The organism is Aquiflexum sp. (assembly GCF_041749095.1).
Lineage (GTDB): Bacteria > Bacteroidota > Bacteroidia > Cytophagales > Cyclobacteriaceae > Aquiflexum.
In genome coordinates, this window is record NZ_JBGTCA010000307.1 from 1 (window position 1) to 19965 (window position 19965).

Sequence of the window (19965 nt, forward strand, 5' to 3'; positions counted from 1 at the left end):
ACCCAGGTCCAACAAGTAGCTTTCAGGATTTAAAACCAAGTCTGTAAAAGGCAAATAAAGCTTTCGGTTTAATCCGGCATGTTCGGTATCATCAAAAGAAATATGGGGGATACCAAAAAGAAATGAATTATGGGCAACATAAGTAGCCGCAAAACTTAGAGTTATGTCCGGTTTATTTTTGAGATATAGCCTGAAAATCCTCCATTCACATTTAAAAAGAAAAAGCACCTTTCCTAAAACTGACTTGGGATTCTTACCCATTGGAATATATGATAATCCCTCAAGCTTAAGTAACTCATAAGTGATTTCCTTATTCCTGCATGTGATGATGATTTGATGTCCCTTGCATTTCCATTTATCAATGGCATGTTTGAAATAATGGACATTGGCGGGGTGGATGATGTCTATGTGGATGGATTTCAATACTTTATATCAACCTTTTGTATTGCTTAAAACTTTGTTATATACCTCTATAATTTTTGGCACAACCCTTTCATTGCTATATTCATAAATAAATTTTCTTCCGTTTGATCTTTTTCCATTATTGAAAATTTGCTTTATTTTTTCTGCAATTTCATATTTGTCAAACCCTGTTACAAAGCAGTTATCAGTATCGCCGATAATATTTTTTACTTCGCCAACATCAGTGGAAACAATTGGACAATTGCAAGCCATAGCTTCTTTTACTATTTGAGGAGAACCTTCAGAAAATGAGGTCAGTAAAAGTATATCGCAATCATTTAACAATTCTGCAACTTCAACCCTTGTTTTATCTTTCAATTCAATTAAAAAAGCATCCATATCCTCCAATAACAAAAGTGATTCCTTAGCCAAAGGATAATTTTTAACTTTATTGGAAAAAGAAGAAGAAAATAATATAGTTCTTTGGCGAGTATGAAAGAATTTTTTCATTGACCTGTTTTCTAATTCAGTAGGTTTAAATATTTCTAAATCAACACCACATGGAATTATTGAGAAATTATTTTTTGGACTCCAAATAGCTCTCCTGTAAATTTTTTCAGATACAAAAATGTTCCAGTTAGCTAATAAGATTGAGAATAAGGAAATTATATTAGAAATTTTTTCAGTTATGTCTGTTCCATGATATGTTACAGCAACAGGAAACCTTGAAACTAACCCAACTATTAATCCACAATAACCATAATGGGCATGTACAATGTCATAATAATTTTTTTTTAAAAAATCTCTCAGTTCAAACGCCCCTCTAAAATAACTCCAGATACCAGTACCATTTAAAAAAAAAACATCAACTGTTTTGACGTTTTCTTTTAAGCTTACAAATTGATCATATATATAAGCCCTGTTTTTTTGAAAATTCAATTCAGAGGGTTCAAAATTCGCTTTGCAAACTAATAAAATACGCATGCTGATATTTTTTGCAATATGAGTTTTAAATAAAAGATATTATCAGAATTCTTAAATTTCGTTTCCCCACCAATCTTCTACTTTAGATATATGTCTATAAACTTTAATTAATCTTAAAATATTTTTTTCACTATTAGCACCTTAAATATTTGTCCTTTTGAATAAAACTCTTTTCTAAAGGTTTTTATTATTAATGAAACCGCTATTTTCTGCTAAGCCTTACAGTTCAATGATAAAACTGAAAAGATTCAGAGTCGAAACCGGATATTTTTTAACTTTTTATTCTAATTGAGCAATTTTTCAAATCAATGAACGGAAGAGTGCATAATAAATTTATTTCGCCACTCCTCTCTTTGCAGATTTATGAAATTTTTCTGGATTGATAAATTAGAATACATGCCGATAAAAATAATCGTAACTGAAAATGCATAAGAGTTAATTGAAACATAATAGAAGAAAAAAAAGTCCCACAAAATAAAAAGAAACAATGACCATTTTAAAACCTTATCTATATTAAAACGGATCAACATAAAGCCAAAACTCAAAAAAAGTATTACTCCAAAAAACCCATATGCAATAAAAGTTTGCAAAAAACCACTACTACTACCTTTGGAAATTAAACCATATTTGTATGTGTCAAAATCCTCATAATCCACATCAATTTTAGAAAAGCCATCTCCAATGTAAAAAGAACTGTCTTTCAAATTGGAATTATTAAGAAAACTAGTTAATAATTCTAAACTTCCACCTCCACGACCTTGAATCAAATCTGTTGAATATTCTTTATCCTTTTCACCAAAAGAATATTCAACTAAATAATTTGTGAAAAAAAAAGGATCAAAACTTCCCCATCTCGAATTTTCAGGATTTAAACTTGGGTTAATTTTAACTGCAAAAAATACACAAATGAAGCAAATGGAGGAAATCTTCAGAAAATTAGGAGGTTTTATTTTTTTAGAAAGAACATAAGTTAATAAAACAAAAGATGGGAATATGAAAATTATTGATCTTTTATCTCCAATAATAGAAACACTAAAAACCATTAAAAGATATAACCAATCTTTATAGGTAAGAAAACCATCTTTTTTAACCCATATTAAAAAAAAGGCCATTATGGGTAAAATATTACTAGCCCCACCACCATTAAAAGAGATACTCCCAACCAATGATTCTCCAAACCCCCAAACTAAAAGCTTAAATAATGCGAAAATAAACTGGACACCTATAATATACAGCAAGGCATCAATATAAAATTTGTATTTATTTTTGGGGTAAATAACGAAACCAAGTAAAAAAATAATCGGAACTATTTTTTTTTGAAATTGACTAAAAATTACAAAAAAGTCTTGATCATTAATGTAAAAGTTAAAAAAGAATAATATTCCAAAAAACAAAGCTAAAACCACATATGATAATTTATAACGGCTTAGCTTATGATGGAATATTGGTCCCAAAAACAAGTAAAGAGAAAAAAATAAGAACCCCAATTTATAAATTCGGGTAAAAAATGAAAACTCATAACTCAAATATGCAAAGAGCCCTTCTGAATACATGTAGATAAAGAATAGAACTACTTTATCAAACTTAAATTTGATGTAAATAGCCAACATACTGACTGCAACTAGCAAATAATAAATAGGTAAAAGCCCATTACCTAAATACATTTCTATGCCCTCTGCTAGAGAACCTTCTTCCATCAAATTATATTATAGCTGAAATATATAAATCAAACATAATTACATTTGCATTAAACTATTATTTCAAATGTATCTGCATTTCTTTTCCTTGTGTCTTAAATATGACTTGTTTTCGGTAAGCATTAAACTGAAAAAATAATCACATGTGAAACTAAGTTTGATCAACAAATAAATTTATAAAATACTTTTTTACTATTAGTTCCCAGGAATAATTTTCGATCGATTCCCTAATCAAATCAGAGTTATATAAATGACGGTTCAATATTATTCTCTCTATACCTTTGCAAAACATTATTGGAGAATCTTCAATCAAAACTCCAATTTTATCATTAATTAATTTCATGTTTTCATGAGTTTTGGTAGCAATAACAGCCATTCCAGCACCTAAATACTCAAAAGTTTTAGTAGGAGGTTGTAGGTTATATCCCTGAGAGATTGGCACATATGAAACTCCAATTTGACAAAAATCCCACAAGTCATTAATTTCGGCATGTCGCTTGTACCCTAAAAAATAAACTATTTCTTCAAGATTATTTTCCGAAATAAGATTCTTGACATTTGAAATCTCTTGTTTTGAACCATCTCCTACTAGATAATACTTAATTGACTCATTCGGATTTTTTATCATGAATATCGCTAATCCTTCTATTGTCTGGTTTATGTTTCTGTTATTAAATGTTCCGATGTACATTAAGTTTAAAGCTCCACTAAAATCTTTTTTTGCACTCGAATAGATGTTTGTACCTAGAGGTAAAATTGAAGCCTTTTTTTGAGGAATGTTTAAGTGATTTCTTACGCCTTCGGTAATTACAGTTATGTGATTAAAATAGGCTGCGGATCTTGTTAATCTCTGATCGTATTTAAGATTTGTTATTTCATTGGTAGAGATTGAAACACTTCTAATATCTAACATCATTTCTTTCCAAAAAAACAACCTTTTAAACCAATAACATCCCGGGAAATATTGTATGAAGATTTTTGAACGATTTTTTAAAATGTAATAAATACAATAAATAGAAAAAAATAAACTATTAGTAAGTAAGTTTTCTCTGTCTTTTAAATAAATAACCTTTACACCACTTTCTTCAACTTTAGGGTAGCCACTATCAAAACATAAAAATATGATATCTAATTGATTTTTTGAGTATTTGCAATGCATGTAAGCATCAGTCTGATATCCAAATTGTTTTTTGCTTATATATACTAGTTTTGATTTTTTAACTTCGTTCCTTTTAAAACACCTAATATTCATGAGAGCTTAAAGTATTGACATTATTAATATGCCATGTAAACTTAAATACGTCGGGGATTCCGCATGAAAAACCAACACGTTAATTATTTTTTACGTTTCCCCTTTTCATGTTAAACGCCAAATCATAAAGTTTAAAATTATAAATCAGAAAGAATATTACAATTCCAACAAGAAAGTATCTAAACAAAATGTTTTCTAAATAATAATGAACCGAAGTTAAAGCGAAACATAAAAACAGGAGGGTATTCTCTTTTATACTTGAAAAAGTTATTTGGCTTTTTACATTCGTATAAGATGCCAAGCAGATATAGTTAATAGCAAAAGGAAGTGTGACAAAAAATGCCATCCCTAAAATCCCGAGTTTATTTTTAACCAACAAAAAAAATAAAATTGATACCAAATAGCCTATTAACTGTGAAATTGACAAAACATAAACTTTATTGTTTGTATAAGGCAAGTAGCCTCTTAGTCTCACCATGATCTTGAAATAATTTAGAATCAGTAAAACATTCAAAATCAATATAGAATCTCTGAATTTATTAGCATTCAGCAAAGAAACTATCTCTGGAGAAGTTAACGAAAAGATAATTACGAATGATAACAAAACAACGGAAACGTTATTCGAAATATTATTGGCATCACTTTTAAAGCTCTCATTATTGTGATTTTCAAAAAGCAATGGCATCCAAGTCATGTGAATAGCTGCATTTATCAACTCTAGTAACGAAGCAAGTCTAATCGTGAAATTTAGCAAACCAATTTCACTGGTAGAAAAAATATCAACTAGAAGATATCTGGAAAATGGTTCCCAAAAACCGATTAGAAAAATATAAGGTACAAGACGTCCTGAATATCTAAGGATTTTTTTGATAGAGTTGAAATCAACGGTGAATTTTAGATACACTTTGTTGATGAAAACATAGCAAATTGTTAAGAATATAGCATGACATAAATGACCTTCAATAACAGAAAGGAGTCCGTGATTAAGGTAAATGAGAAAAAACAAAATAGCCCCCAATTTAACCGCAACGCCTAAACCATTTATGATAGTGAATAATTTCGCTTTATTGTCATATCTTGGTATTACACTTAAATAGGTGCTTATTGCATTAAATAAAACATAAGAAATCCCAAGAATATAAAAATTAAATTGACTATAATTTTGGACATATTTCATTAAAATAAAGTCCGAAAAAAAGTACATTAAGGTGGTAACAAGAAAAGCTAAAAAAAGTGTTATGACTAAACCACTGCTTATTAATTTTCGCTTTTCCTTTAATTCATTGCATTCATAATAATACCTTCCAATAGCTGTATAAATTTCCGCATTAATCAACAGGGTAGCAAAGCTAAATAGGGTCAAGAATAACTCCAAATAACCAAAGTCCCTACTATCTAAAAAATTAATGTAGAATGGTAAAAGTATAAAGCCAGAAGCCTTAGTGAAAACAGGTATTAAACCATATATAAAAAGGTTTTTGTTGAAATTTTTCAAAATTCTAAATTAAATCAAAGAAATCGAATTCAAGTAGCGGGGATACTATCAGTAAACCTGAAATGCTGGTAAACTTATCTTTTTGAACTGATTAAAAAGTTTGAAGATCACTTCTAGTCCACAAGCAAAAACTCCTTTAAAAAGATTTAAATTTATATCGATTATTTGAATGACTATTGAAAATCAATTGCTCTTTATTTTTCCTCACCCAGCGATTTCCCAAACGGATGCTCCGCCAAAGGCAACCCTGCAAAAGGATGATAATCTCCCCTCAATCCAACCTCGTTTTGCTGCCTGATGTCATGGACAATTTCTATGGAATTCCTGGATTCTTCCAATCCGAAGCCATTTCCATTCAATATCTGACGGTAACTTTCTGTATGGAGGTCAACAAAGCCATCACTGAATTCAATCTCTTCCCCTTCCAAAGTGATAGACCTGTATATACTAATTGCTTTTTTTTGAATGAATTCCGGCAATGTATTTTCATTGATACTCAAAAACCACCTGACACTGCCCCTTTCCAACTCCAATAAACCGGCTACCCGATCATGGGTTTTGATATGGACTATGTTGGACTTCACTTTTCCGAATACCCAAACCAACATGTCAAAAAAGTGGATTCCAATATTAGTAGCAATACCTCCTGACTTGCTTTCATCCCCTTTCCAGGAACTGTAATACCAATTGCCTCTCGATGAAATATAAGTAAGGTCTAAATCGTAAACCTTGTCTTTTGGCCCTTGGTCAATCTTTTTTTTCAAGGCAATGATGGCCGGATGAAGCCTCAACTGTAGGATATTGTAAATCTTTGCCCCCGACTCTTCCTCTACCAATTTCAGCCCATCTATATTCCAGGGATTCAATACCAAAGGTTTTTCACAGATGATATCAGCCCCAAGCCTCAAACCGAAACGTATATGGGCATCATGCAGGTAATTGGGTGAACAGACACTGACGATATCAATTTTGTTCTCTGATCTTTTGAGTTTTTCCACATAGCGGTCAAAGCGCTCAAACTCCGTAAAAAAATCAGCCTTCGGAAAATAACTGTCCATGACACCAACCGAGTCAAATTTGTCATAAGCAGCCAACAACTGATTCCCGGTTTCTTTAATTGCTTTCATATGCCTGGGAGCAATAAATCCCGCAGCGCCTATCAATGCAAAATTTTTCAAAATATATCGTTTGAAGGGTTTAGAATTTGTTTTTATTTTCGTCCCTTTAGGGACATAATATTGGTAGAAAAGATATATTAACCTGGGGTGCAGTGCCTTTAGGTACGGAATATATGTTGTACCTAAAGGCACAATAATTATTCAATAATCATTTTTTTTACCTACATCATGTCCCTAAAGGGACAAAGAGTGTGGGTATTTAAACCTCTATTCTGTAACTATTTTATGTAGGGTTTATCCAAATAACTTCGTATTTATTTTAAGGTCTTTCAACTTTGCCATTTCTTAGGATAAACATATCCCCCGATTCCGGACAAACAGCCCTACCTTCCTTATCAAACACCAATTTAAACCCGTTTTCACTCATCCAACCAATTTGCTTTGCCGGATTGCCCACTACCAACGCGTAGGGTGGGACTTCCTTGGTAATGACAGCACCTGCACCGATAAAGGCATATTCACCGATATTATTGCCACAGACAACTGTTGCATTTGCTCCGATCGTAGCTCCCTTGCCAACATGGGTTTTGGTATATTGGTCCCTTTTGTTGATGGCTGACCTTGGGTTGGTGACATTTGTAAATACCATGGAAGGTCCCAGAAAAACATCATCTTCACAGGTTACACCGGTATAGATGGATACGTTGTTCTGAACCTTGACATTTTCCCCTAAGATTACCTCAGGCGAAACAACCACATTCTGACCTATATTACAGTTTTTTCCAATCACACAATTGGGCATGATATGGGAGAAATGCCATATTTTGGTCCCCTCCCCGATCTGACAGCCTTCATCAATCACTGCTGTTTCATGTGCAAAGTAGGTCTTCATCCAAAAAAGCTGTTTATCGATTTGATGATATATGCCTGTTGTTCATCCTCCATTTCGGTATGCATGGGAAGGGAAATCACCTCCCCGCACAAAGCTTCTGCAACCGGGAAATCACCTTTTTGATGACCCAGGAATTTGTAAGCTTCCTGCAGGTGAACGGGCATGGGATAATAAACCATGGTCGGCACGCCTTTTTCTGTAAGGTACTTTGAAAAGGATTCTCTTTCCATATCTTTCAACCTCAAAGTATATTGATGAAAAGTATGGGAAGATCCATTCATTCTTACTGGGATTTGTAGATTGGGATTGTATTTAAAAGCTGCATCATATTTTTCAGCAACCTTATTTCTTGATTTAATGTAAGAGTCAAGATATTTCAATTTAACCTGTAAAACCGCAGCCTGCAAAGTGTCCAATCTGGAATTGACACCTATGGCATCATGGATGTATTTTCTCTTTTGGCCATGACTTGCGATCATTCTTAGCCTTTCGGCCAAGTCGGGATTATTGGTCATCATTGCGCCTCCATCACCGAAACAGCCGAGGTTTTTGGAAGGAAAAAAAGACGTAATTCCAATATCTCCCATTGTTCCGGACTGCATTTTTCTGCCATCTTCAAAAACATATTCCGCACCAATGGATTGGGCAGCGTCCTCCAACAACTTTAGCTGATGTCTCGTTGCCAATTGCATGATTTTCTCCATATCGGCACACTGACCAAATAGATGAACCGGGATAATACAGACAGTTTTTTGGGTGATTTTTTCTTCAAGCTGATCAACATCTATCTGAAAGGTACTAGGATCGACATCGACAAAGACAGGCTTAAGGCCCAAAAGTGCAATCGCTTCAACAGCCGCGACGTAGGTAAAAGCCGGGACGATGACTTCATCTGAGGGTTTAAACCCCAATGCCATCATCGCAATTTGCAATCCATCTGTTCCATTTCCACAGGTCACCACATGTTTACAACCCAAATATTCCTGCAATTCCCCGGCAAAAAGCCTGACCTGAGGACCATTGATAAAGGCAGATTGATCGATCACTTCCTGCATGGCTGCGTCTATCTCAGGTTTGATTTTCTCATACTGAGACCGCAGGTCAACCATTTGAATCTTCTTGATGTCAGCAGTTCTCATTATCAAATTTGCAAAGCTTCGCCACCTGACCCCCATTATGGGAAGGTGGATCTGCCGGCAGGCAGGAGTATGAAGGATTCGAGATGAGGGATGATGAAGAATGCAAGAAAATGAAGGTAGCCAGTGGTAATAAATAAAATCCGCCACGGCGAACAAGATGTACGGTGTACAAAGTATGAGGTCTTGAATGCCCTATAAACGGGGCAGCCTTTGGCTCTCGATTCTCGTCCCTGCCTGCCGGCAGGCAGGTCTCGCATCTTGTTTCCCCGATATTCATCGGGACAGGCTTTGGTTCTTGGTTCTATCTCTCGCCTCTCGCTTCTCTCTAATAATACCTCACGTCACAATTTGGATTCAGCTTTTTGAAGTTGTCAACTGTCCTTTGTCTCAAGCGGGTATTGAAACATATCAATCTTTCCAAATTCAGACCTTGAACAGGTTTTAAGGAACGGACATTGGTACTTGCGATATCCAAATGTGTGAGATTGGTCAATGTTTCCAAACCTCGTAAAACCCTGATATTGGTTCCGGAAATAATCAAAGATTCCAGACCGGTCAATTCACCCAAAGGCCTCAAGTCCTCAATACCTGTGTTGGATACATCCAGAGAAATAAGATTTCTAAGAGGAATCATTACTGAAAGATCTAAAATAGGCGCATGAGAAACTTTCAATTCTTCCAAAAGAATCATATCAGAGAGATCCGAAATATCAGTCATCGGAACATCTGAAACCGAAAGTCTCCTCAAATTATTAAAGATCCATAGAGGCCGGAGATTCGGAACCTGAGCTCCCTGAATCTTTACTTCTGGCTGCGCAGTCCAGCGGTGCAATGACTCCAGGCTAGGTGTTTGATCGGAATCACCAAATTGACCTATAAAGACAGACTTCCAAGTGTCATCCAATAAATCCCACCACTGTTCAAGGGTAGTTGATCTATAAATAATATTAATTTTATCATTGGCAAGAAAAAACTCAGGAATATGTTCCTTATTGATTTCAGAATTATCCAAATTGAGATAAACCAATTTTGGAAGGTCTTTAAGCATCAGAAAGGATTCAACGGGACTATCACGTAAATCCACACGGACCAGATCGACCAGATTCACCAACGGTTGAAGGTTTTTAACCTTTGTGTTTTTACCTGATATGGTCAACAATGCTTTTATATCAGAAAGTGGTGTAAGGTCATTTACCTGTGTGTCATCGAAATTGAGATGATTTATCTTTTTGAATTTCAGTACTGGCCCTAAGGCATTGATGTCACTACCCGAAACATCCAAAGAATCAGCACCTACAGTAAATGAAATGTCTTCTATTGTCGGCGTGGTAGATTTTAATTTGGGATTGATGTTGGATAAAACAGCTTTCCATTCGGAAGGAAGTCCATTCCACCAAGTCTGAAGATTTTCAACATGATGGATTAGAAGTACAGATCTATTTCTTCTTGCAAATTCATCGGCACTTTCTTCCGTAACACCGGTCCTGTCAGCATATAATCTTTGTAGAGACCTTTTACCAACTAAAGGACTAAGGTCAGAAACTTCGGTCTGATTGATATTGATCATTTCTAATTTTTCCAAACCGGCCAACGGTGTCAAATCTACAATATTGGTCTCAGTAAGGGTGATTTCCTTTAAGCTCTTGAGCGATGATAAAAGATCAAGGTTCATCAGGTAATTTCCACTGATATCCAACCTATCCAAATTCTCAAGCGAACTGATATTTTCAACATTGTTAAACCCACTATTGGTCAAATCAAGATATTTTAAAGATTCAAAGGAGTTGAGAACAGCAAAACTCTGAATTGGCGTATTTACTGCTTTGAGGGAATGAAGTTTTTTGAGGTTCCCCAATTCACTGATATCCTGAATCTGAGTATCTGAAATATTCAGGTAACCCAAATTATCCGAATATTTTATAAACTGAATATCCTCTGTTGGGGTATTGGAAATATTCAGATAGTTGAGAAAAGTCACATGACTGATAGGATTTAGTTCAACAATTTTGGTATTGCTGATATCAATGTATTTGAGATCTCTAAGCACATGAATGGGTTCGAGATCCATGACATATTCATTACCTGAAAAATCCAAAGAGTCTATAATGCTTATTTTGTAGAGGTGTTCCAAGGTAACTGAATCTTCCTCTGCCAAGCCTATTTTTTCTCTAAAAAATGCCTCCCATGTGTATGAAAGAGTTGTCCACCATTCAGCCAACTCTTCATCCCTGCTCAATTTGGTTGTATATATACTTGCAATCTTCAGTTCATTTGATTTTTTGTCCACGTTCACTTCCACAAAACGTTCTTTTGTGTTGGTGATCTTTTCATTGTTGAGACCGGTGGCTGTAAGAGTCCTGTCCATAGAAACTATAAAAGATAATTCATCATTATCCCTTAAAAATGGCTTGACCTCCCTGACTTTGAATTTAAAGCTGGCATCTTTGAAAAAGAACTCAATATCTTTTAAATAGGCAGTTACATCTTTGTTGGTAATAACCTTCCTGTCCAGCAAAAGATCATCTTCAACCTGGACTTTTTCATCTCTAAAAATCTTTTTGTAGCTCTCCCTGATAATCACATCCTTGTCTCTTGAGGGTGTGTCTTTGCTTCCTACTGTATTGAAAAAATATTCCAAAAATTGAACCTGATCGTCCACCTTCTGGGATAATTCTTTAATTTCTGTTTTGGTGTAGTCACCCAGATTTTGAGAAAAACCGGGTGTAACCGTACCAATCAACGACAGGGTAAAAAGAATGATATGTTTATTTCTGATCATAAATATATTTGAGTATGGTTTCTTTATCTCCCGTATTGAGTTTGACCAAATTTCCTATCAGCCAGCCGGTATTAAATCCCGGTCGGTTGAATTGGTTGAGTTCAAAATACCAGTTGTTGATCTGGAAGAAATGAAATTTGACATCACTTATTGTTTCAAATCTGATATTTCCTTTTTTCATTTCGTAGAGAAATAATGTCAGGTAATCAGGTTCATATTCTTTTGGGGTAAATGCCTCAGGGGTATCTGAATCCTGAAATGCCCTTCTGAGATTCATAAAACCCAGTTCATGACTTAGGGGATGGAGGAAGCCTTTTTCACTGCCGGTGGGCTTTTTGAAGACATCTTTGAAAGGCTCAAAGTTCACCTTGTCAATAACCCATTCATACCCCAAGCCTTCAGGCTGGATTTTGAGAAACAGTGTAACATTTTCCCTTTTTCCCTTATACATGAAAATAGAACTTACCTCAGCAAACCAGCCTTCCCGATGAAAATTAAGAAATAGGGGCAGATTTTCTGCAAGTACGTCCCTCAAGAAATCAGATTTGAGATTATTGGAAATACCTGAAGTTTCATTGTCAAAAAGTATGCTAATAAATTGACCCCTTAATTCCCGGTCTCTGTACATGGGATCTCCGGAATAATACCTTTTTTGTCCATCTTGACTTTCCTCGGCATTAAATCTTCTAAAAAATTGATTCACTTGTTTGGTTGATGCGGCAAATCTACCGTCATCCTTTGGCGAACCAGGGCTGTATAGGCCCTGGCTTAACGCCGTTGATAAGGATGTAATTAATAATACTAATACTAAAGTTAATTTTCTCATGCGGAGGTTTCAGTCACACGGATATCACCGAGCATCACGTCCCAGAATTCGATAGTTCTACCGGCTATCTGTGTCTGTTTTTTCTCAACGTAGATGGTGATATCTTTTTTGGTAGTATCTCTATAATTTAGACCACTTTCAAGAGAAGTACCTTCAAATCTCTGGTAAACAGTCACGACACCAACGTATCGGCCATCAGGCTGTCTTTCCAGGTCACTGATGTAATGAATGTCATACCAGGAAATATTAACGCGGTCATAATTCAATGCCATCAATCTTTCAAAGTATCTTCTAACTTTGTAATAAGCGATTTCTTTACGGTTCAGGGAAGAAACTCCCATTTCAGCACCTGGTGCAAACAGTTCTTCTGCCCTGTCCATAACGCGGTTTGCCTCTGAGAATTGTGTTTCTTTACTTCCAATGATACTGATGTATTTACTTAAATCTTTTACCTTTTCCAAAGCCAGGGAATCAATCGCCTGCTTTCTGGATGGGCTGATATTATCTGTCTGGGCCGTAGATACTGTCGCTGAAACTAAGAAAAGCAACAGGAAAAGTGGAATATATTTTTTCATTTGATTAGATTTTTCGGTGGATATTATTTTTTACGACGAAGTTCCAATTCAGAAACCCTACCATTATTATCAAGTCTGATGTCAGATATGAAGTTGAGGTTTTTCTTGGTGTCTTTTAGGTAATTCAGGTATTTGTCAATGGTGGTAGGTTCATCATAATCTTTTATACCACTTTCCTCATGGATCACAATCAATACAGGAGTGTTTGCATTGGAAAACATACCTGTAGCCTCTTGGATGGTTCTATTGGCTGCATCATTATTGGAGGAACTTGCAATACTGTTAAAATAATTCTCCAATTTACCAACAGCAACTTCCTCAGCGGATGGGCCTGGAGCAGGTGGTGGTGGCGGTGGGGTTTGTTTCACTTCTTCTACAGGTGCCGGTTCAGGTGCAGCCACAACTTTCTTTTTTCCTTTGCAGGCACCTAGGACTAGCAATCCAAACAGGGCAATTGTCAGTATCCTGCTCAGTGGTGATTGGACGGTTCTTTTTTTCATGTTTAGCTAATTGTTTTTATTTGATTTAAGAGATTGGATAGAATTACACAAATTGCGTTCCATTGGATGATTTCAAACTAATAAGTTTAAGTTTAATGTTTTTGGAACTGCCACATGTAAATTTTTTTGTATTTTTTTAAGTCGCACAAATCTAAGTTAAAATTCTTTATATTTTTTTATTGTTTGCGAGAGGAATATAAAATTTATTTTGACAAAAAAAAAGGCCATGTTTGTCCAAAACACCGTCTTTCCATTTTATCGGTGCTATGCTAATTGAAAATTTCCTTCAATTTGTTTTCCAGACCGGCACCTCTTAAATCTTTGGCGATGATCTTTCCTTCCGGATCCAGCATATAGGTGGCTGGAATTGCGTTGATCTGGTATAAGGCAGCGGCAGCAGAATTGAAATATTTCAAGTCCGAAACATGTGTCCAGGTCAATTGATCTTCTGCGATTGCATTTACCCATGCATCCTTTGTCCTGTCCAATGAAACCCCGAAAACTTCAAAACCTTTGTCATTATATTTATTGTACAATTTGACAACATTCGGATTTTCCTGCCTGCAAGGTCTGCACCATGCTGCCCAAAAATCAATCAGAACATATTTTCCCCTCAGATCTGAAAGGTTTACCAAGTTACCTTCCGGATCAGGAAGTGTAATTTCCGGAGCCAATTGACCGATAGATAAAGCCCTCATTTCGTCAAGTTGATGGGCCATTACTTGAATCATCTTAGTATCAGGGTATTTTTCATTGAGGTCCGAAATTAATTCATCTACAAATAAAAAATCATTTTTGAGGTTTAACATTGAAATTCCTGCCATGGCAGCAAAGCTACCGTTCATGCCTTCCAAAGTTTCCTTTACTTTTTTACCGTGAGTCTCTTCGAGGGCCATTGCTTTATTTTGGATTCCTTTAATGGCATCCTGGTCCCTTTTGCTCATGGCTTCAAAATAGGAATCATTTAATTCATTGAGTTGATCCTGATAATCGGTCATCAATGATTCTATCTTCTGCATATTTTGGGAATCTTCCGATCCTTCCACTTTCAAACTGTTCTCATCATTGAAGTCATAAAAGACCTGAACATTTTGATCATAAAGCGCCAACCTTACAATCTTTTTGTCCATCAAATTCAATTCATAAAATCCGGGACCTTCCAATTTAAGCTGATAATCAAATTTTCCACCTTTATTCAAATCAAGGTCAGCAATGGTCTGTGTACTGTCATCCACAAATTGTGATAACTGAAGTTTTCCTTCTGAAGCATTGGTCAGAGTTCCAGAAACTTTTACAGTCCCATCAAAAACCCTCTTATCATCCTTAGAACATGAAATCAAGGTCAAAAGGACAATGAATACAGGTATTTTCATTAAATATTTCATCTAAATAAATTTTGTTTTGAATAAACCGTGTAGAATAGCTTAATAACTTTTTGGGTTATGGTATTCCATAAGGTTATTCATGCTGTTAATTTTCAAGTAATTCAGTCAATAATTTGGTTGCGACTTTGGGATCTGCCTTACCTTGGGATTTTTTCATCACTTGCCCCATAAACATCCCCATCAACCCCTTTTTTCCCGATCTATATTCTTCCACTTTGCCTACATTTTCGGCCAGAACACGCTCTACAATTGGTTTCAATGAACCTTCATCACTCTCTTGGATCAGGTTCAGATCTTGGGCAATTTCCAATGGTGATTTAGATGTACTATTGAGCATTTCAGGATAAATTTTCTGAGATGCAACTGAAAAGCTCACTTTTCCTTCCTCAATAATTGATATCAGTTCTGCCAGACTTTTTGCTTTTACAGGAAAGTCTGAGATATGTAAGGTGAGTTCATTCAAATAAGATTTGACAGGTCCCATCATCCAATTGGATGCGGCTTTAAAGTTTTGGGTGTGGGAACATAAATTTTCAAAATAAAGCGCTATTTCTTTGGAATCTGTCAATACCCCGGCATCGTACTCCGGCAATCCATATTCATGGACAAATTTATGGAACAGCTCCCTTGGTAATGGAGGCATAGCTGTTCTGACACTTTCAAGCCATTCTTCTGAAACTATTACGGGACTGAGATCAGGTTCAGGAAAATACCGATAATCATTCAGGTCTTCTTTGGTCCTCATGCTGGCGGTGGTACCGGAAGTAGCATCAAAAGTCCTGGTTTCGGATATTATTTCCTCACCCGCCTCTGCCAACTGAACCTGACGCTCAAATTCATGTTCTATCGCACGGCTTACATTTCTAAAGGAGTTCATGTTTTTGACCTCCACTTTTTTTCCGTACTCAGGCGCTCCCTTCAACATTACTGAAATATTGGCATCGCACCTCAAAGAACCTTCTTCCATATTGCCGTCACATATATCAAGGTAACGTACCAGTTTTTTGATTTCTACCAAATAAGCATAAGCCTCATCCGAGGAGCGCATATCCGGCTCTGAAACTATTTCAATCAGCGGTACCCCTGCCCTGTTAAAATCCACCAAGGTATCCACTTCCCCTGCCAAGTGCATGGATTTGCCGGCATCCTCTTCCATGTGAATCCTTGTCAAAGCAATTGATCTTTTTGTACCATCCGGCAAGGTGATCGGCACATGGCCACCAACACAGATAGGGTTTTTATCCTGGGTTATCTGATATCCCTTTGGTAGATCCGGATAGAAGTAATTTTTTCTGGCAAAAATATTATTTCTTGTAATTTCGCTTTCACAAGCCAATCCCATTTTGATGGCATATTCCACAGCCTTCATGTTGACCTTGGGCAGTGTGCCCGGATGTCCTAATGTAAGGACTGAAATATGCGTGTTTGGAAGATTCCCGTATTCGGTGGAATCAGAAGTGTACATTTTACTTTTGGTCAAAAGTTGGGCGTGAACTTCTAGCCCTATCACCAATTCATATTTATTTTTTATATCTGCTGGAAGCATATCAAATCAAACTATTATTAATCACCCAAAATTGGGTCCAAATTCAACCAAAACCAAATTAACGGTCTTCATTTACATTAACCCTGCATTGTCATATTTACATGGTCACAATAACATATTTGTTTTATGGCAAGAAAACCAAGAATATTTTATTAAAATTTCAATAAGTTATTTATAATAAGATCACTTAACAAGTAGGGTCAAAGGCCATTAAACATCAACCTTGCCTTTTCCAATACTTTTGGCAATCCGGAAACATCCTTACCCCCTGCCGTGGCAAAAAAGGCCTGACCTCCACCACCGCCTTGAATTTCTTTGGCAAGCTCCCTAATGGCAGTCCCTGCGTTCACCCCTTTAGATTTGACCACCGCTTCATCAATGATGACCGCAATTTGTGGTTTCCCATCAATTTCTGCTGCCAAAACTGCTACCAGATTTTCGGTTTCGTTTTTCAATTCAAAAGAGATTTTTTTAAGGGCATCTGTATTTGGGAAATTGGCTTGTGCAAAAAGAAAATTGATTCCGTTGATATTTTCAACCTGCTTCATAAGGTCCTCTTTTACCAAAGAAGCTTGGCTAAGATGTAAAGCCTCGATTTCTTTTCTGAGTTCATTACGCTCAGAGATCAAGGATTCGATGGATTTTTTCAGGTCTTTAGGATTTTTTAACATTTCCTGAATTTCTTTCAGTAGTGATAATTGGCCATTGACCATTTGCTCGGCAGACTCAGCTGTTACCGCCTCAATTCTTCTTACACCAGCTGCAATGGAAGATTCTGAGACAATTTTGAACTGACCGATTACGCCTGTGGAAGGTACATGTACCCCACCACATAGTTCCACCGAAAAATTCTTATCAAAAGTAATCACCCTAACAAAATCCCCATATTTTTCTCCAAACAAAGCGGTTGCACCTTTTTCCTTGGCTTCTTCGATGGGAACATTCCGCTGCTCTTCCAATGGGATATTTTGCCTGATCTTGGCATTCACAATATTTTCAACCTTGATGATTTCCTTATCGGTCATTTTGGCAAAATGGGAAAAGTCAAACCTCAGCAATTCTTCATTGACCAAAGATCCCTTTTGTTGAACATGACTACCCAAAACCTCCTTGAGTGCAGCATGGAGCAAATGGGTGGCAGAATGATTATTGACTGTTGACTTTCTTTTTTCAACATTTACTTTCGCCGAAAATGTCCGGGAGGGATCAGTTGGAAGCTTGTCCACAAAATGAACAGTAAGGTCATTTTCTTTTTTGGTATCCAATACAAGGATGGTCTCATTGCCATTTTGTAAAATTCCCCGGTCACCGACCTGTCCACCGCTTTCTGCATAAAAGGGTGTCCTGTCCAGAACCAATTGGAACCTGTCTCCCTTTTTATCCTTAATCTGTCTATATTTTATGATCCTGCTTTCTGATTCAAGAAAATCATATCCCACGAACTCTACCCCCTCTTCTTCATTGACAATATTCCAGTCCCCGGTTTCCTGTTCTGCAGCAGCCCTTGACCGGGTCTTCTGCTTTTCCATTTCTACTTTAAATCCTGCTTCATCAATGGAAAGGCCATTTTCCCTCGCTATCAAAGAAGTCAGGTCCAGTGGAAACCCATAGGTATCATACAATTCAAAGGCAATTTTCCCATCAATCACCTTGGATCCGGTATGAGACATTTCCTCTTTGATCTGATCGAGTTTTTTAAGCCCGTTATCCAAAGTCCTCAAAAAAGAGGCTTCTTCCTCCATCACTACCTTGGCAATAAAATCCTGCTGAGCAGCAATCTCGGGAAACATGTCTCCAAAATTTTCCGCCAAAAGCGGCAACAACTCATGAAGAAATGGTTTTTGAAAACCAAGAAAAGTGTATCCATACCTGACAGCCCGTCTCAATATTCTTCGGATAACATAGCCGGCTTTGTTATTGGATGGCAGCTGCCCGTCCGCAATCGTAAAAGAAATGGCACGGATATGGTCCACTATCACCCGCATGGCAATGTCAACCTTTACATCTTCGCCATATCCCTTACCCGACTTTGATTCGATCAACTGGATAAAAGGTGTGAACACATCGGTGTCATAATTGGAAGATTTGTTTTGGATGGCCCTCACAAGCCTTTCAAATCCCATCCCGGTATCCACATGCTTGGCAGGAAGTTCCTTTAGACTGCCATCGGTAAGCCTGTTAAACTGCATGAATACAAGGTTCCAGATTTCGATAACCTGAGGGTGGTCATTGTTGACTAAGTCAAAGCCCGGTATTTGAATTCTTTCCTCATCATTCCTTAGATCAATATGTATTTCGGAACAAGGTCCACATGGACCGGTCTCCCCCATTTCCCAAAAATTATCTTTTTTGTTGCCGAATAAAATTCTGTCCCCGGGCACTATAGTACTCCAAAACTGAAAGGCTTCCATGTCTTTTTCAAGACCATCAGCTTCATCCCCTCCAAATACCGAAACGTATAGCCTATCTTTTGGCAGTTTGTAAACCTCCGTTAATAATTCCCAGGCCCATTCAATTGCTTCTTTTTTGAAATAATCACCAAAAGACCAATTGCCCAACATCTCAAACATGGTGTGGTGATAGGTATCCACACCCACTTCTTCCAGGTCATTGTGCTTACCGGAAACCCTAAGACATTTCTGACTATTGGCTACCCTATTGGCTTTTGGCACATCATTTCCCAAAAAGAGGTCCTTAAACTGATTCATACCTGCATTGGTAAACATCAGCGTAGGATCATTCTTTACAACTATTGGAGATGAAGGAACAAACTGGTGATTTTTTGATTTAAAAAATTCTATAAATAAATTTCTGATTTCTTTGGCTTTCATCTAAGCTTTTGACTATGTTCGTATTGTCTAATTAATTTTAATATCTTTGTGGGCTCCTAGATGTAATCACCCACTTACCATAGGGGCACAAAATTAGAAGATTTACCCTGCATTTTACTATGAGTAGAATAAAATATTACTACGATGCCAAAACCTGTAAATACGAACGTTACAAAAGTAGCAAATGGGACATACTGCTCAATATCTTGGGTTTTGTGTCCTTGGCATCCATGATGGCCTTAGGCATCCTTATCATATTCAGTTATTATTTTGACAGTCCAAAAGAGCTGCTGCTCAAGAAGGAAAACCAGGAACTGACTTTATATTATCAGTTATTGGAAGAAGAAGTTTCCAAAATGAACTACATGTTATCGGATCTTCAACAAAGAGATGACAACCTGTACAGGATTATTTTTGAAACCGAACCTGTTCCATCCGAGATCAGAAAAGCCGGAATCGGCGGAACGGAAAGATATAAAGAGATAAAAGATAAGGGTTTAAAACAGGAAGAACTGATCCTGACACTTTCCCAAAAAGTAGATGC

General features: G+C 36.5%; 15 protein-coding genes and 1 pseudogene. 1 reads left to right on the forward strand and 15 read right to left on the reverse strand.

Annotation, left to right across the window (positions count from 1 at the left end):
* From ACEW8O_RS14095 to alaS, 15 genes are all read right to left on the reverse strand, one after another.
* A partial coding sequence (locus ACEW8O_RS14095) for a DUF354 domain-containing protein (protein WP_373495267.1) occupies positions 1–423 on the reverse strand: 423 nt, incomplete at its 3' end.
* 9 nt (positions 424–432) lie between these two features.
* On the reverse strand, positions 433–1386 hold the full coding sequence (locus ACEW8O_RS14100; protein WP_373495268.1) for a glycosyltransferase family 4 protein: 954 nt from the start codon (positions 1384–1386) through the stop codon (positions 433–435).
* Positions 1387–1691: 305 nt separating this feature from the next.
* The gene (locus ACEW8O_RS14105; RefSeq protein WP_373495269.1) at positions 1692–3083 is read right to left on the reverse strand and encodes a hypothetical protein; all 1392 of its coding nucleotides are present in this window, start codon (positions 3081–3083) and stop codon (positions 1692–1694) included.
* Between the two features lie 151 nt (positions 3084–3234).
* Positions 3235–4335 (reverse strand): glycosyltransferase, encoded by a 1101-nt coding sequence (locus tag ACEW8O_RS14110; RefSeq protein ID WP_373495270.1) that lies wholly within the window; start codon positions 4333–4335, stop codon positions 3235–3237.
* A gap of 79 nt (positions 4336–4414) precedes the next feature.
* The gene (locus ACEW8O_RS14115) at positions 4415–5830 is read right to left on the reverse strand and encodes a lipopolysaccharide biosynthesis protein (protein WP_373495271.1); all 1416 of its coding nucleotides are present in this window, start codon (positions 5828–5830) and stop codon (positions 4415–4417) included.
* 194 nt (positions 5831–6024) lie between these two features.
* Positions 6025–7008 carry a Gfo/Idh/MocA family protein gene (locus tag ACEW8O_RS14120; protein WP_373495272.1) on the reverse strand — a complete coding sequence of 328 codons (984 nt, stop codon included), beginning with the start codon at positions 7006–7008 and terminating at the stop codon, positions 6025–6027.
* A gap of 259 nt (positions 7009–7267) precedes the next feature.
* Positions 7268–7840: an acyltransferase gene (locus tag ACEW8O_RS14125; RefSeq protein ID WP_373495273.1), complete on the reverse strand. Its 573-nt coding sequence runs from the start codon at positions 7838–7840 to the stop codon at positions 7268–7270.
* On the reverse strand, positions 7837–8979 hold the full coding sequence (locus ACEW8O_RS14130; protein WP_373495274.1) for a DegT/DnrJ/EryC1/StrS family aminotransferase: 1143 nt from the start codon (positions 8977–8979) through the stop codon (positions 7837–7839). Before ACEW8O_RS14130 ends, ACEW8O_RS14125 begins: the two co-directional genes overlap by 4 nt.
* 325 nt (positions 8980–9304) lie before the next feature.
* Positions 9305–11758, reverse strand: a complete 2454-nt coding sequence (locus ACEW8O_RS14135) for a leucine-rich repeat domain-containing protein (protein ID WP_373495275.1) — start codon at positions 11756–11758, stop codon at positions 9305–9307.
* Positions 11745–12584: a hypothetical protein gene (locus ACEW8O_RS14140; RefSeq protein WP_373495276.1), complete on the reverse strand. Its 840-nt coding sequence runs from the start codon at positions 12582–12584 to the stop codon at positions 11745–11747. Before ACEW8O_RS14140 ends, ACEW8O_RS14135 begins: the two co-directional genes overlap by 14 nt.
* Positions 12581–13159 carry a hypothetical protein gene (locus ACEW8O_RS14145; RefSeq protein ID WP_373495277.1) on the reverse strand — a complete coding sequence of 193 codons (579 nt, stop codon included), beginning with the start codon at positions 13157–13159 and terminating at the stop codon, positions 12581–12583. Before ACEW8O_RS14145 ends, ACEW8O_RS14140 begins: the two co-directional genes overlap by 4 nt.
* Positions 13160–13182: 23 nt before the next feature.
* Positions 13183–13659 (reverse strand): nucleoid-structuring protein H-NS, encoded by a 477-nt coding sequence (locus tag ACEW8O_RS14150; protein WP_373495278.1) that lies wholly within the window; start codon positions 13657–13659, stop codon positions 13183–13185.
* A 269-nt stretch (positions 13660–13928) separates the two neighbouring features.
* Positions 13929–15044 carry a redoxin domain-containing protein gene (locus ACEW8O_RS14155; RefSeq protein WP_373495279.1) on the reverse strand — a complete coding sequence of 372 codons (1116 nt, stop codon included), beginning with the start codon at positions 15042–15044 and terminating at the stop codon, positions 13929–13931.
* Between the two features lie 85 nt (positions 15045–15129).
* The gene (gene gatB / locus ACEW8O_RS14160; protein WP_373495280.1) at positions 15130–16590 is read right to left on the reverse strand and encodes an Asp-tRNA(Asn)/Glu-tRNA(Gln) amidotransferase subunit GatB; all 1461 of its coding nucleotides are present in this window, start codon (positions 16588–16590) and stop codon (positions 15130–15132) included.
* Positions 16591–16790: 200 nt separating this feature from the next.
* Positions 16791–19421, reverse strand: coding sequence for an alanine--tRNA ligase (alaS, locus tag ACEW8O_RS14165; protein WP_373495281.1), 2631 nt, complete (start codon positions 19419–19421; stop codon positions 16791–16793).
* Between the two features lie 119 nt (positions 19422–19540).
* Between alaS and ACEW8O_RS14170 the strand changes: the two are divergent.
* A pseudogene (locus ACEW8O_RS14170) lies at positions 19541–19965 on the forward strand (M23 family peptidase); the annotation flags it as partial.

Excerpts from the sequence above, each read along its gene's own strand:
- ACEW8O_RS14100 (WP_373495268.1), bottom strand. The coding sequence starts at position 1,386 with ATGCGTATTTTATTAGTTTGCAAAGCGAATTTTGAACCCTCTGAATTG.
- ACEW8O_RS14105 (WP_373495269.1), bottom strand. The coding sequence starts at position 3,083 with ATGGAAGAAGGTTCTCTAGCAGAGGGCATAGAAATGTATTTAGGTAAT.
- ACEW8O_RS14110 (WP_373495270.1), bottom strand. The coding sequence starts at position 4,335 with ATGAATATTAGGTGTTTTAAAAGGAACGAAGTTAAAAAATCAAAACTA.
- ACEW8O_RS14125 (WP_373495273.1), bottom strand. The coding sequence starts at position 7,840 with ATGAAGACCTACTTTGCACATGAAACAGCAGTGATTGATGAAGGCTGT.
- ACEW8O_RS14130 (WP_373495274.1), bottom strand. The coding sequence starts at position 8,979 with ATGAGAACTGCTGACATCAAGAAGATTCAAATGGTTGACCTGCGGTCT.
- ACEW8O_RS14135 (WP_373495275.1), bottom strand. The coding sequence starts at position 11,758 with ATGATCAGAAATAAACATATCATTCTTTTTACCCTGTCGTTGATTGGT.
- ACEW8O_RS14140 (WP_373495276.1), bottom strand. The coding sequence starts at position 12,584 with ATGAGAAAATTAACTTTAGTATTAGTATTATTAATTACATCCTTATCA.
- ACEW8O_RS14145 (WP_373495277.1), bottom strand. The coding sequence starts at position 13,159 with ATGAAAAAATATATTCCACTTTTCCTGTTGCTTTTCTTAGTTTCAGCG.
- ACEW8O_RS14150 (WP_373495278.1), bottom strand. The coding sequence starts at position 13,659 with ATGAAAAAAAGAACCGTCCAATCACCACTGAGCAGGATACTGACAATT.
- ACEW8O_RS14155 (WP_373495279.1), bottom strand. The coding sequence starts at position 15,044 with ATGAAATATTTAATGAAAATACCTGTATTCATTGTCCTTTTGACCTTG.
- gatB (WP_373495280.1), bottom strand. The coding sequence starts at position 16,590 with ATGCTTCCAGCAGATATAAAAAATAAATATGAATTGGTGATAGGGCTA.
- alaS (WP_373495281.1), bottom strand. The coding sequence starts at position 19,421 with ATGAAAGCCAAAGAAATCAGAAATTTATTTATAGAATTTTTTAAATCA.